At 69.8% G+C, this 12,471-nt stretch carries 13 protein-coding genes, 1 tRNA gene and 1 pseudogene; 9 read left to right on the forward strand and 6 right to left on the reverse strand.

Annotation, left to right across the window (positions count from 1 at the left end; translation table 11 throughout):
* Window positions 1-206 precede the first annotated feature (206 nt).
* Window positions 207-959, forward strand: a complete 753-nt coding sequence (locus tag QMK28_RS02060) for an MBL fold metallo-hydrolase (RefSeq protein WP_326435204.1) — start codon at window positions 207-209, stop codon at window positions 957-959.
* Between the two features lie 128 nt (window positions 960-1,087).
* On the opposite strand, the gene QMK28_RS02065 is transcribed toward QMK28_RS02060, so the two are convergent.
* Both QMK28_RS02065 and QMK28_RS02070 read right to left on the reverse strand, forming a co-directional pair.
* On the reverse strand, window positions 1,088-2,374 hold the full coding sequence (locus QMK28_RS02065) for a PTS transporter subunit EIIC (RefSeq protein WP_326435205.1): 1,287 nt from the start codon (window positions 2,372-2,374) through the stop codon (window positions 1,088-1,090).
* Window positions 2,375-2,732: 358 nt separating this feature from the next.
* On the reverse strand, window positions 2,733-4,028 hold the full coding sequence (locus QMK28_RS02070; RefSeq protein ID WP_326435206.1) for a PTS transporter subunit EIIC: 1,296 nt from the start codon (window positions 4,026-4,028) through the stop codon (window positions 2,733-2,735).
* A gap of 232 nt (window positions 4,029-4,260) precedes the next feature.
* On the opposite strand from QMK28_RS02070, the gene QMK28_RS02075 reads away from it, so the two are divergent.
* The 4 genes from QMK28_RS02075 (at window position 4,261) to rdgB (ending at window position 6,737) form a co-directional block, all read left to right on the forward strand.
* Window positions 4,261-4,497 carry a PTS glucose/sucrose transporter subunit IIB gene (locus QMK28_RS02075; RefSeq protein WP_326435207.1) on the forward strand — a complete coding sequence of 79 codons (237 nt, stop codon included), beginning with the start codon at window positions 4,261-4,263 and terminating at the stop codon, window positions 4,495-4,497.
* 268 nt (window positions 4,498-4,765) lie between these two features.
* Window positions 4,766-5,503, forward strand: coding sequence for a ribonuclease PH (gene rph / locus QMK28_RS02080; protein WP_326435208.1), 738 nt, complete (start codon window positions 4,766-4,768; stop codon window positions 5,501-5,503).
* 230 nt (window positions 5,504-5,733) lie between these two features.
* Window positions 5,734-6,126 (forward strand): hypothetical protein, encoded by a 393-nt coding sequence (locus tag QMK28_RS02085; RefSeq protein WP_326435209.1) that lies wholly within the window; start codon window positions 5,734-5,736, stop codon window positions 6,124-6,126.
* 8 nt (window positions 6,127-6,134) lie between these two features.
* On the forward strand, window positions 6,135-6,737 hold the full coding sequence (gene rdgB / locus QMK28_RS02090; RefSeq protein WP_326435210.1) for an RdgB/HAM1 family non-canonical purine NTP pyrophosphatase: 603 nt from the start codon (window positions 6,135-6,137) through the stop codon (window positions 6,735-6,737).
* A 72-nt stretch (window positions 6,738-6,809) separates the two neighbouring features.
* Here the strand turns inward: rdgB and QMK28_RS02095 are convergent.
* From QMK28_RS02095 to proP, 3 genes and pseudogenes are all read right to left on the reverse strand, one after another.
* Window positions 6,810-6,893: transfer RNA gene (locus QMK28_RS02095), tRNA-Leu, on the reverse strand.
* Window positions 6,894-6,942: 49 nt separating this feature from the next.
* Window positions 6,943-7,104, reverse strand: a pseudogene (locus tag QMK28_RS02100) (HNH endonuclease); the annotation flags it as partial.
* A gap of 287 nt (window positions 7,105-7,391) precedes the next feature.
* The gene (gene proP / locus QMK28_RS02105) at window positions 7,392-8,921 is read right to left on the reverse strand and encodes a glycine betaine/L-proline transporter ProP (RefSeq protein ID WP_326435211.1); all 1,530 of its coding nucleotides are present in this window, start codon (window positions 8,919-8,921) and stop codon (window positions 7,392-7,394) included.
* Window positions 8,922-9,176: 255 nt separating this feature from the next.
* On the opposite strand from proP, the gene QMK28_RS02110 reads away from it, so the two are divergent.
* Window positions 9,177-9,686 carry a hypothetical protein gene (locus QMK28_RS02110; RefSeq protein WP_326435212.1) on the forward strand — a complete coding sequence of 170 codons (510 nt, stop codon included), beginning with the start codon at window positions 9,177-9,179 and terminating at the stop codon, window positions 9,684-9,686.
* Entirely contained in the window at window positions 9,686-10,945 is a 1,260-nt protein-coding gene (locus tag QMK28_RS02115) for a sensor histidine kinase (RefSeq protein ID WP_326435213.1), read from the forward strand. The genes QMK28_RS02110 and QMK28_RS02115 overlap by 1 nt, the downstream gene beginning before the upstream one ends.
* A gap of 43 nt (window positions 10,946-10,988) precedes the next feature.
* Here QMK28_RS02115 and bcp read toward each other — a convergent pair whose 3' ends face one another.
* Window positions 10,989-11,456, reverse strand: a complete 468-nt coding sequence (gene bcp, locus QMK28_RS02120) for a thioredoxin-dependent thiol peroxidase (RefSeq protein WP_326435214.1) — start codon at window positions 11,454-11,456, stop codon at window positions 10,989-10,991.
* A 271-nt stretch (window positions 11,457-11,727) separates the two neighbouring features.
* Here bcp and QMK28_RS02125 point away from each other — a divergent pair, with 271 nt between their 5' ends.
* On the forward strand, window positions 11,728-12,051 hold the full coding sequence (locus QMK28_RS02125; RefSeq protein WP_326435215.1) for a DUF3618 domain-containing protein: 324 nt from the start codon (window positions 11,728-11,730) through the stop codon (window positions 12,049-12,051).
* Window positions 12,052-12,126: 75 nt separating this feature from the next.
* Window positions 12,127-12,429, forward strand: coding sequence for a GroES family chaperonin (locus QMK28_RS02130; RefSeq protein WP_443050505.1), 303 nt, complete (start codon window positions 12,127-12,129; stop codon window positions 12,427-12,429).
* The last annotated feature ends 42 nt before the right edge of the window (window positions 12,430-12,471 follow it).

Here is a 12,471-nt window from a genome sequence, read left to right on the forward strand (position 1 = left end):
TCCCCGGCAGGGCTCCGCACGCCCGCCCGTACTGGTGATTCCGCCCACAACGCCGCCCGGCGGAGGGGCCACCAGCCGTTTTGCGCCTTACGCTCGACGCACCGGCAAGACCTCGTACGGCCTTGTATCAATGCGCAAGATCTCGCATGACCCCCGGACCCATCCCTGGCCTTCGGCATGGGGACATCAAGGAGGTTCCTGCCCCCATGAAGCTCACCGTCGTCGGATGCTCCGGGTCGTTCCCGTCCGCGGAATCGGCCTGCTCGAGCTACCTCGTAGAGGCCGACGGCTTCCGCCTGCTGATCGACATGGGCAACGGCGCCCTGGGCGAGCTGCAGCGGCACTGCGGTCTCTACGATCTAGACGCCGTGCTGCTCAGTCATCTCCATGCGGATCACTGCATCGACATGTGCGGCTATTTCGTCGTCCGTTACTACCGGCACGACGGGGGCCGCGCCGAGGCCATCCCCGTCTACGGCCCCGAGGGCACCGAGCAGCGGCTCAACGCGGCGCACGCGGACATTCCCACCGAGGGGGCGATGGGCGAGGTCTTCGACTTCCGCGCCCTCAAGCCGGGGACCGTCTCGATCGGCCCCTTCACCGTGCACGTGGACCGGGTCAGGCACCCCGTGGAGGCGTACGGCTTCCGCATCGAGCAGGGCGGCAGCACGCTCGTGTACTCCGGGGACACCGGGCCCTGCGAGGCGCTGGACAAGCTCGCCGAGGGGGCCGACCTCTTCCTCTGCGAGGCGTCGTTCACGTACGGCAAGGAAGACATCCCCGCGCTGCACCTCAACGGCCGGGAGGCGGGCGAGTACGCGGCCCGCGCGGGCGTCGGCCGGCTCCTCCTCACCCACATCCCGCCGTGGACCGACCCGCGGATCAATCTGCGGGACGCGCAGGCGGTGTTCGACGGCCCGGTCGAACTGGCGAAGGCGGGCGCGTCCTACGAACTGTGAGGCATCCCGGGCCCCGGCCGCCTGGCCCCCAGCCCTGGCCGCCTGGCCGCCCGGCTCCCGGATACGGGAAAAGCCCCCGGAAACCGTGACGCGGTTTCCGGGGGCCTTCTGCTGTGTACTGCCGGGGATCAGGCCTTGAACTGGGCCTTCTCCAGCTCGGCGAGTTCCTCGTCGGTCTCGCGACCGGGCGTCGGAAGGTTGAACTTCGTGATGGCGTAGCGGAACACCACGTAGTAGACCGCCGCGAAGCACAGTCCCACCAGGACGAGCAGCCATGGCTTGGACGCGATGCCCAGGTTGAGGAAGAAGTCGATCGCGCCAGCCGAGAAGCCGAAGCCGTCCTTCATTCCCAGCGCCCAGGTCAGCGCCATGGAGACACCCGTCAGCACCGCGTGGATCGCGTACAGCACCGGGGCGATGAACATGAAGGTGAACTCGATGGGCTCGGTCACGCCGGTGAAGAACGCCGTCAGCGCGAGCGAGAGCATCAGGCCGCCGACGGCCTTGCGGCGCTCGGGGCGGGCGCAGTGGGTGATCGCGAGGCACGCGGCCGGCAGCGCGAACATCATGATCGGGAAGAAGCCGGTCATGAACTGTCCGGCGCTCGGGTCGCCGTGCAGGAAGCGCGCGATGTCGCCGTGGTACGTGGCGCCGCCGCTGGTGAAGTCGCCCGCCTGGAACCAGGGGAAGGAGTTCAGCAGGTGGTGCATGCCGACCGGGATCAGCGCGCGGTTGGCGATACCGAAGATGCCGGCGCCGATGGACCCGGAGTCGACCAGCCACTCACCGAAGTTGTGCAGACCGGAGCCGAGCACCGGCCATATGTAGCCGAAGACGATGCCGAGGAGCAGACCCGCGAAGGACGCCAGGATCGGGACGAGGCGGCGGCCGCCGAAGAAGCCCAGCCAGTCCGGCAGCTTCGTGCGGTAGAACTTCTGGTAGAGCAGCGCGACGACGACGCCCATCACGACACCGCCGAGCACACCGGCGTTGACGCTGGCGTCCACCATCGCGACCTTGCCTTCGACGGCGGTCGGGACCTTCGGAAGGTTGCTGTCGGTGAAAGTGCCGAGCACCTTCTGGAAGACCAGGTAGCCGACGACCGCGGCGAGCGCGGTCGAGCCGTCCGACTTCTTCGCGAAGCCGATCGCGATGCCGACGGCGAACAGCAGCGGCATATTGTCGAGCAGCGCGCCACCGCCGGCGGCCAGGAACCCGGCGATCTTGTTCAGGAAGTCGGGGAACGACTCCTTGCCGAGCATGTCGGTCTGGCCGAGACGGACCATCAGTGCCGCTGCGGGCAGCACCGCGACCGGCAGCATCAAGCTGCGGCCGATGCGCTGGGCGACAGCCATCGCTCCGGCGCCGCGGCCCTTCTTGTCGGCGGCCGCGGGGGCGGCGCTAGCCGTGGACATCAACTTCCTCCATTGGGCAAGGCGCCGCCGGGGGCAATGACGGGACGGCGGCGTCTCCTCGGGCACTGAGGCCACATGGTCTACACCACTCAGTGGTGTAGACCAGTTGTAACACGGTGAAGGCTGGATAAGGAACCCACGATTCCCGTGCGCTGGGCTGCGTCAGGGCTACATCCGTACAGACGCGACAAAGACCCCCGGACCGGCGGGTCCAGGGGTCTTCGGGATCGGGCGGGGAGCCTTGGGCGGAGGGCTCGGGCCGGGTGTTCGCGCGGGGGTTCGGGTGGGGACCCGGGGGGCTCGAACGTGGAGGTGGGGGGCGCGAGCGCGGCCCGTGCGCCCCGCCCTCGCGCCGCCGCTACTTCGTGTTCTCCTCCTCGATCTCCTCCTCCAGCTCATCGGGTTCCCGCCCCGGCGTCGGGAGGTTGAACTTGGTGATCGCGAAACGGAAGATCAGGTAGTACACGACCGCGAAGCACAGCCCGATCGGAATGATCAGCCATGGCTTGGTCGCCAGACCCCAGTTGATGACGTAGTCGATCAGCCCCGCCGAGAAGCTGAAGCCGTCGTGCACGCCCAGCTCCCAGGTGACGAACATCGAGACACCCGTGAGCACCGCGTGGATCGCGTACAGCACCGGCGCGATGAAGAGGAACGAGTACTCGATCGGTTCGGTGATGCCGGTGACCAGCGAGGTCAGACCGACCGACAGCATCATGCCGGCGACCGCCTTGCGGCGGTGCGGCTTGGCGGTGTGCGCGATGGCCAGCGCCGCGGCCGGCAGCGCGAACATCATGATCGGGAAGAAGCCCGAGGTGAACTGGCCGGCTGACGGGTCGCCCGCCAGGAAGCGGTTGATGTCACCGTGCACGACGGTGCCGTCCGGCTTGGTGAAGTCGCCGAACTGGAACCACACGAAGACGTTCAGGAACTGGTGCAGGCCGATCACCAGCAGCGCGCGGTTGGCGACGCCGAAGATGCCCGAACCCGACGAGCCCAGATCGACCAGCCACTTGCTGAAGCTGGTCAGCGCGTCGCCCACCGGCGGCCAGACCCACAGGCACAGCGCGGCGAACGCGATCGCGACGAACGCCATGATGATCGGCACCAGCCGGCGGCCGTTGAAGAAGCCGAGCCAGTCCACCAGCTTCACCCGGTGGTAACGCTGCCAGAACCAGGCGGACAGCAGGCCGATCACGATGCCGCCGAAGACGCCGGGGTTCTGGAAGGTGGCGGCGGTGAAGGTCTCCCCGTCGAGGCAGCCGCCGGTGGCGGTCTTGGCACCCGCCGGGCAGTCCACCGGGAACTGGCGCAGCACCGCGTAGTAGACGAGGAAGCCCGCCACCGCGGCCAGCGCCGTCGAGCCGTCCGACTTCTTGGCCATGCCGATCGCCACACCCACCGCGAAGAGCAGCGGCAGCCCCAGTGACGAGTCCAGCAGTGCTCCGCCCGCACCGGCCATCACCTTGGCGATATCGGTCCAGCCGAGACCGTCCGCGCCGAAGACGTCGGGCTGTCCGAGCCGGTTGAGGATGCCCGCCGCCGGCAGGACGGCGATCGGCAGCTGGAGGCTCCGGCCCATCTTCTGCAGGTTCTGGAAGAGCGCGCTGCCCCAGGACTTCCTCGGGGCCGCCGCTGCGGCGCTGGAGCTCATCTACGTCCTCCCGGGGCTGCGGGCTGCGTGCTGCTGCGGGCGTTGCATACTGGTGTAGACCAGTTGTGGCGCAGGCCGGTGCCTGCCCGAGGGCGCGACCCCGATGATCGCCATCATTCGGTACGAGGCGGACGGACGCTCGTGAAGATGAGCCAACCGTGCGTTATCGTCACAAAACGAATCGGCGATGCGTCGAGGCAACGTTCTTTGAAAAGCAGGGAGACAGACAGATATGGCCACCAGCAAGGCTGAGAAGATCGTCGCCGGCCTCGGCGGACTCGAGAACATCGAGGAGATCGAGGGCTGCATCACCCGCCTCCGCACCGAGGTCAAGGACCCCTCCCTCGTCAACGACGCCGCCCTCAAGGCCGCGGGCGCGCACGGGGTCGTCAAGATGGGCACCGCGATCCAGGTCGTCATCGGCACCGACGCCGACCCGATCGCCGCCGACATCGAAGACATGATGTGAGCTGACGCCGACTTCCCGAAGGGCCCGCCCCACGACCGGGGGCGGGCCCTTCGCACTGCGCGCCCCCGGGCTCACGCCCGCGCGCCGACTCACCCGCACGCCGGAGTCCTCCGGCCGGACCGCTCCGGCCGGAGCACCGCCGAAGAGCGCGACGGGAGCACGCCGGAGCACGCGACCGGAGCGCGCCGCACGCTGCGCCCCGGGGGAGCGTGCCGGGGGAGCCACGGGGGTGCACTCACCGGTACGCGGCCCCGATAGGCTCGCTCCCATGTCTCGTATCGACGGCCGGACCCCCGACCAACTGCGCCCCGTGACCATCGAACGCGGATGGAGCAAGCACGCCGAGGGCTCCGTCCTCGTCTCCTTCGGCGACACCAAGGTCTTCTGCACCGCCAGCGTCACCGAAGGCGTGCCGCGCTGGCGCAAGGGCAGCGGCGAAGGCTGGGTCACCGCCGAGTACTCGATGCTGCCCCGCGCCACCAACACCCGCGGCGACCGCGAGTCGGTCCGCGGCAAGATCGGCGGCCGCACCCACGAGATCTCCCGCCTGATCGGCCGCTCGCTGCGCGCCGTCATCGATTACAAGGCCCTCGGCGAGAACACCATCGTGCTGGACTGCGACGTCCTCCAGGCCGACGGCGGCACCCGCACCGCGGCCATCACCGGCGCGTACGTCGCCCTCGCCGACGCCATCAGCTGGGCCCAGGGCAAGAAGATCATCAAGCACGGCCGGCAGCCGCTCACCGGCACCGTCGGGGCCGTCAGCGTCGGCATCGTCGCGGGCCTCCCGCTGCTCGACCTCTGCTACGAGGAGGACGTCCGCGCCGAGACCGACATGAACGTCGTCTGCACCGGCGACGGCCGCTTCGTCGAGGTCCAGGGCACCGCGGAAGGCGTCCCCTTCGACCGCGCCGAACTCAACGGCCTGCTCGACCTGGCCGTCGCGGGCTGCGGCGAGCTGGACGCGATCCAGCGGCAGGTCCTCGCGGCGACGCTGGAGGCGTGACGCGCTGCGGCTGATGTGCCGAGCGTGCCGCGAAGGGCGGACCGCGGGAGGCAACCATCCGCGGCCCGCGAAGCGTTTACCCAAGCAGAGGTCCGAGGCGCGGGTGGGCGGGGGTGTACGGTCCGGACCGTACGCCCCCGCCCACCTACCGCACGGCACCGCACCGCCGTCACCGCACCGCGTATTACGTACCGCTGTCACCATCCGCACCAGTACCGGGGGAACCACTCATGGCCTTGCGCCGTCGGCACCGCAGCACCGTCCTGGCCGCTCTCGCGGCCCTCGCCATCGTCCCGATCACCGTCGGCTGTGGAGCGGTCGAGAAGGCGATGGACTGCGCCCAGCTCGCCGTCGACGTCTCCAAGGACGTGGACAAGCTCCAGAACGCGGCGTCCGACGTCTCGCAGAACCCGCAGGACGCCCAGAAGTTCCTGGACACCCTCGACAAGGACCTGGACAAGATGGGCGACAAGACCGACGACGCGGATGTCAGCAAGGCCGTCGACGGCGTGCAGAAGGCCGTCGACAACGCCCAGGCGGCCGTGGACAAGAACCAGGCCCCGGACCTGACCCCCATCGCGGACGCGGCCGGCGAACTGACCAAGGTCTGCTCGCCGGGATAATCGGCAGCATGAAGCGCCTGATCCTCGCCACCCGCAATGCCCACAAGGTCACCGAACTCCGCGCCATCCTGAACGGCGCCGGCCTCGCCGTGGAACTCGTCGGCGCCGACGCGTACCCGCAGATCCCGGACGTCAAGGAAACCGGCGTCACCTTCGCCGAGAACGCCCTGCTGAAAGCGCACGCCCTGGCCCGCGCCACCGGCCTCCCGGCGGTCGCCGACGACTCCGGCCTCTGCGTGGACGTCCTGGGCGGCGCCCCCGGCATCTTCTCCGCCCGCTGGGCGGGCACGCACGGCGACGACGCGGCCAACCTCGACCTGCTGCTCGCCCAACTCGGCGACATCGCGGACGAACACCGCGCCGCCCACTTCGCCTGCGCCGCCGCGCTCGCCCTCCCGGACGGCACGGAGCGCGTCGTAGAGGGCAGGCTGGAAGGCGCCCTGCGCCACACCCCCGCCGGGACCGGCGGCTTCGGCTACGACCCGATCCTCCAGCCGCGGGGCGAGACCCGGACCTGCGCGGAGCTGACGGCGGACGAGAAGAACGCGATCAGCCACCGGGGCAAGGCGTTCCGGGGGCTGGTGCCGGTGGTCCGCGAGCTGCTGGGCTGATCCGGCGGACCGTTCCGACGTCAAAGGCCCGGCCCGCCGTGTGGCGGGCCGGGCCTTTGATTCCACGGTCAGTGCGGCCGGTGGGATTCGAACCCACATGAGATTGCTCCCGCGGCGATCTAAACGCCGTATGTATTCCAGTTCCATCACGGCCGCGTGTGTGCGCGACCATGGTACTTGGGGAGCCCCGTGATGGGCCACAGACTTACCGATCAGGACGGGAAGCTCTGTGGCCTCGGCACCAAGTGTCGGTAACCGCGTGGCAGTTGGGGCAGAGGAGGCGGAGGTTCTCGCGCCGGTCATCGCTCCAGTCGCCGTTGACGTGGTCGACCTCCAGCGTCATTGGCTTGTCCTGCCAACTCGCGCCGCGAAGAACTCTTCGGATCAACACCGAGTTCGACCAACGCCTCCGTGAGCGTCCGCGACGAACGCGCCGCTTTCGCGAGACGTTCTCGGCTGTAAGGGCTGACCGGCATGGTCCCCTCCGGGTGCCGTGATGAGGGGAGGGGCCGGGCAGAGCCGTACCCCGTCACTCTCACCTGGGTACGGCCGCGTGTCGCAGCCTCGAACGCATCAACGACCCGGTGCCCGGATGGTTACGCCATCCGGGCGGCCGATCCGGCGGGTGCCCGAACGCTCAGAACTTCGGTTCGCTCAGAACTTCGGCTCGGTCACCTGAGCGGAGACCAGTTCCTTCGCTTCCCTGTGCGTCCCCACCGACGGCGGCGATCCGTCCAGCGGCTGCTGGGCGGTCTCCTTCATGCAGGACACCGCGATGATGCCGACGAGGGCCGCGGCCATCGAGTAGTACGCGGGCATCATGTCGTTGCCGCCGGTCGCGCTGATCAGCGCGGTGATGACCAGGGGCGTCGTGCCGCCGAAGAGCGAGGCGGAGATGTTGTAGCCGATGGACAGCGAGCCGAAGCGGACGTTCGTCGGGAAGAGGGCGGGGAGCGCGGCCGACATGGTGCCCAGCAGGCAGACCAGCGAGAGGCCGAGCATGCTCATGCCCGCGATGACGGCGGCCAGGCTGCCCTGCTTGACCAGCAGGAAGGAGGGGATGGAGAGGAAGAAGAAGCCGAGCATGCCGGCCATCAGCAGCGGCTTGCGGCCGTAGCGGTCGCTGAGCCGGCCGACCCGGCCGATGATCAGCATCAGCGCGGCCATCACGCCGAGCAGGATGAGCAGGCCGTGCGTCTGGTCGTAGCCCAGTTCGTCCGTGAGGTACGTCGGCATGTACGAGAGCAGCATGTAATCGGTGATGTTGTACGCGCCGACCAGCCCGATGCACAGCAGCAGCATCGGCCATTGCTGGACGAAGATCTCCTTGAGCTTCTGCTTCGGGGCGCTCTCCGAGCGGTTGGCGAACTCGGAGTCGGTGCCCGCGCCGGGCTGCGCGTTGGTGTTCTGGGCTTCCATCTTCTGGAAGGCGGGGGTCTCGTCGAGCCGCAGCCGCAGATAGAGGCCTATGACGCCGAGCGGGCCCGCGACCAGGAACGGGATGCGCCAGCCCCAGTCGAGCATGGTGCTGTCGTCGAGCAGGGTGGTGAGGACGGTGACGAGGCCGGCCGCGCCGATGTAGCCGGCGAGGGTGCCGAATTCCAGGAAGCTGCCGAAGTAGCCGCGCTTCTTGTCGGGGGCGTACTCGGCTATGAAGGTGGACGCGCCGCCGTATTCGCCGCCGGTCGAGAAGCCCTGCACCAGCCGGAAGAGGATGAGCAGCGCCGGGGAGAACAGGCCGATGGTGTGGTAGCTCGGGATGAGGCCGATGCCGAGGGTGCCGACCGACATCAGGATCATGGTGAGGGCGAGCACCTTCTTGCGCCCGATGCGGTCGCCGAGCGGGCCGAAGTACGCGCCGCCGATGGGGCGGACCAGGAAGGCGACGGCGAAGGTCGCGAACGAGGAGAGCAGTTGTACGGTGCCGCTGCCGCCGGGGAAGAAGACCTTGCCGATGGTGACGGCGAGATAGCTGTAGATCCCGAAGTCGAACCATTCCATGGCGTTGCCGAGCGCGGCGGCCTTGACGGCGCGCTTGACGGTCTTCTCGTCGGTGACGGTGATGTCGGTACGCCGCAGCCGCGGGTTCTTGCGGCGGGAGATGGCTCGGAAGAGGGCGCGGTGGCGTTTGTAGGCCGCCGGGTCCTGATCGCTGTCGGCGTCGGTGGTGCTACCGGTGGGCACGGCTCGGTCCTCTCGCTCAGTCGGCCGCGCGGAGCGGCGGTGCGCGTACGAAGGGGACGCCTGCGCGAAGCGGAGCGGATCAAACCAGTTTCATGGTCCAAGGGGAGATTCATCACTCCGGCAAGGCTGTTCGCGGCTGTTACCCGACCTACACGCAGTTGCGCGCTCTTCGAGGGATATGAGCAATGTGCCCGTGTCGTGGGCCCAGCAGAATGTGTCGGCCAGCCGACCCGCGCGCGAATGGAGAGCCACCGGATGACCGATCCCGCCGAACCACGCCGGGTCAGTACGCGGACGGCGCTGTTGGCTTTCGTGGCGGTGACGGTTCTGGCGTTCGGCGGGGTGTACCTCATCCGGAGCGTGGAGCGGGCCGACGCGGTGGAGGCCGCGCCGAGGACGGCCGCGGCCCAGTCGGCGAAGGCGGGCGGTGCGGCGTCGGCCGGGCTGCCGGGGGTGCGGGACTGCGGGGCGGGCGCGCCGCTCGTCAAGCCCAGGGTGATCACGCTGACCTGCGCGGACGCGGGTGTGGTGGCGAGCGCGCTGCGCTGGGACAGCTATGCGGAGCGGGGCGCGGAGGGGGCCGGGGTGGTGCAGGTGTCGGGGGCGCAGGCGGGCTCGGGCGGCGGTTCCGGTTCGTATCCGGCGCGGTTCCGGCTGTACGGGCCGAAGAACGTCGACGGCGCGATGGCGTTCACGGGTCTGGAGGTCCGCTATACGGGGTCCACCCCGTTCGGCGACGCCTCGGAGACGTACAGCGTCGCGTGATGGGTATCCGCGGCCGGATCGCTCTGGCCATTTCGGTGGTGACGGCGCTGGCGGTGCTGGTGCTCGGATTCGCCGTGCACCACATCGCCGACGCGGACCGGGCGCGGCAGGCCCGCGCGTATCAGGACGACCGGCTCAGTGCGGCCCTGCAGATCTACGACCGTGACGGCACGCTGGCGCTGGGGGCCAGGCTGGACGACACGGCGCTGCCCGGCGTGCTGGACGCGGCGCTGGCGCGGGACGGTTCGGGTACGTACATCAGCGGCGGCGACGATCCGCGGGTGTGGGCGGCGACCGAGGTGGGGCGCAGTGCGCTGTCGGTCTCGGTGGCGTTTCCGGAGGACGATCCGGCGCAGCGTGCGCTGGACCGGGCGCTGTTGATCGCGGGGACCTCGACGGTGGTGTTGTCGGCGGTGGTGAGTTGGTTCGTCGCGCGGCGGTTGTCGCGGCGGTTGCGGCGTGCCGCGGCGGCGGCGCGGCGGATCGCGGGGGGTGCGTCGCCGGATTCGCAGCGGAGGGCGTTGGACGGTGGGGGCCGTGACGAGGTGGCGGAGCTGGGGCGGGCGGTGTTGCAGATGGGGGCGTCGCTGGCGGCGCGGGTGCGGGTGGAGCGGGAGTTCACCGCTGATGTGGCGCATGAGTTGCGGACGCCGGTGGCGGGGTTGGTGGCGGCGGCGGAGTTGTTGCCGCATGAGCGGGCGGTGGTGATGGTGCGGGACCGGGCGCAGGTGTTGCGGCGGTTGGTGGAGGAGTTGTTGGAGGTGTCCCGGCTGGATGCGGGGGCGGAGAGTGCGGAGCTGGATCCGGTGGAGTTGCCCGCGTTGGTGCGCGGGATCGTGACGCGGGCGGCACCGCGGGCCGGAGAGCCCGGAGAGGCCGGAGAGGCCGGGGTGACGGTCACGGTGGTGGGGGAGCCGCGGGTGGTGGCGACCGATGTGCGGCGGGTGGAGCGGGTGTTGGTGAGTCTGCTGGCGAACGCGGCGAAGCACGGCCGGCCGCCGGTGGAGGTGCGGGTCGAGGGCACCCGGGTCTCGGTGCGGGATCACGGTGACGGTTATCCGGCGGAGTTGGTGGCCCAGGGGCCGCGGCGGTTCCGGTCGGGCGCGCCGGCCCGGGGGACCGGGCATGGTCTGGGGCTGACGATCGCGGTCGGCCAGGCGGATGTGCTGGGCGGGCGGCTGGCCTTCGGCGCCGCCGAGGACGGCGGCGCCGAGAGTGTGCTGGAGCTGCCCGCCGCGGGGTCGAGGCCGGCGCCATGAGCGCCATGCCGGCCCGGCTGCTCGGCGCCACGGGCACGAGTGGCTACAGCCCCAGGTCCTTGATGATCTTGGCGACGTGGCCGGTGGCCTTCACGTTGTAGAGCGCGCGCTCGACCTTGCCCTGTTCGTCGATGATGACGGTGGAGCGGATGACGCCGGTGACCGTCTTGCCGTACAGCTTCTTCTCGCCGAACGCGCCGTACGCCTCCAGCACCTTCTTCTCGGGGTCGCCGACGAGGGTGACCTTGAGTTCTTCCTGCTCGCGGAATTTGGCGAGCTTCTCCGGCTTGTCGGGCGAGACGCCGATGACGTCGTAGCCGTGGCCGGTGAGGAAGTCGAGGTTGTCGGTGAAGTCGCAGGCCTGCTTGGTGCAGCCGGGGGTGAGGGCGGCCGGGTAGAAGTAGACGATGACTTTGCGGCCGGCGTGGTCGGCGAGCGAGACCTGCTTGCCGTCCGCGTCGGGCAGGGTGAAGGCGGGGGCGGTGTCGCCGGGCTGCAGTCGCTCGCTCATGGCTCTCCTGGGCTGGTGTACCGCTGGGGCAGTGGTCTGGATGTACTGGGCTGGATGTACTGGTTTGGGGCACTGTGCCGGGCTTCCCCGGGATGGGCCGGGGGACGTCGGTACGCGAAGGGGGCCGGCCCGCCGCGGAACCGGATCCGTACGGTCCGAGGTTAGCGAGCAGACCCGATCGGGGGTGCTGTGGGGCGTGGTCGGGCGTGAGCTGACAGACTGTCCATCCATCTGTCCATTACGGATCTTTCCAGATGACGGAGGCAGCCCGGTGTCGGAAGCCAGGACCCCTGCGCAGATCGAGGCGGACATCGCCCGTCGGCGGCAGGATCTCGCCGTGACGCTCGACGAGATCGGTGTGCGTGTGCACCCGAAGACGATCGTGGGTGACGCGAAGGCGAAGGCGGCTGAGGCCGTGGACCGTACGGCGGGGCGGGCGTACGTCGCCGCGAACCGTGCGGTGTCGGGCGTCCGCGCCCAGTTCGTGTCGGAGGAGGGCGTGCCGCGGATCGAGCGCATCGTGCCGGTCGCGCTGCTGACGGTGGCCGCGGTGGGGCTGCTGGTGGTCTCCACGGCACGGCGTCGGCGCGCCTAGGCCGGGTAGGGCGCTGCGGGTACGGTCGGTGGGGTGAGCTCGAATAGCGCCTCCCACGACAAGCTGCCCATCCGGATGCTGCACGACCGTGTGCTGGTCCGCACCGATATTCCGGAGGGCGAGCGGCGTTCGACCGGCGGCATCGTGATCCCGGCGACCGCGGAGGTCGGCCGGCGGCTCGCCTGGGCCGAGGTGGTCGCGGTCGGCCAGAGCGTGCGGACGGTGGAGCCGCGGGACCGGGTGCTGTACGACCCGGAGGACCGGGCCGAGGTCGAGGTCCGCGGGGTCGCGTACCTGCTGATGCGGGAGCGGGACCTGCACGCCGTCGCGGCGGAGCGGTTGGAAGGGGCGGAGGATTCCACCGGGCTGTATCTCTAGCCCGCGGAACCCTCCGCCCCTTCGCGTTTCTCTTCGACTGCT

Source organism: Streptomyces sp. H27-D2, from assembly GCF_035828615.1.
Lineage (GTDB): Bacteria > Actinomycetota > Actinomycetes > Streptomycetales > Streptomycetaceae > Streptomyces.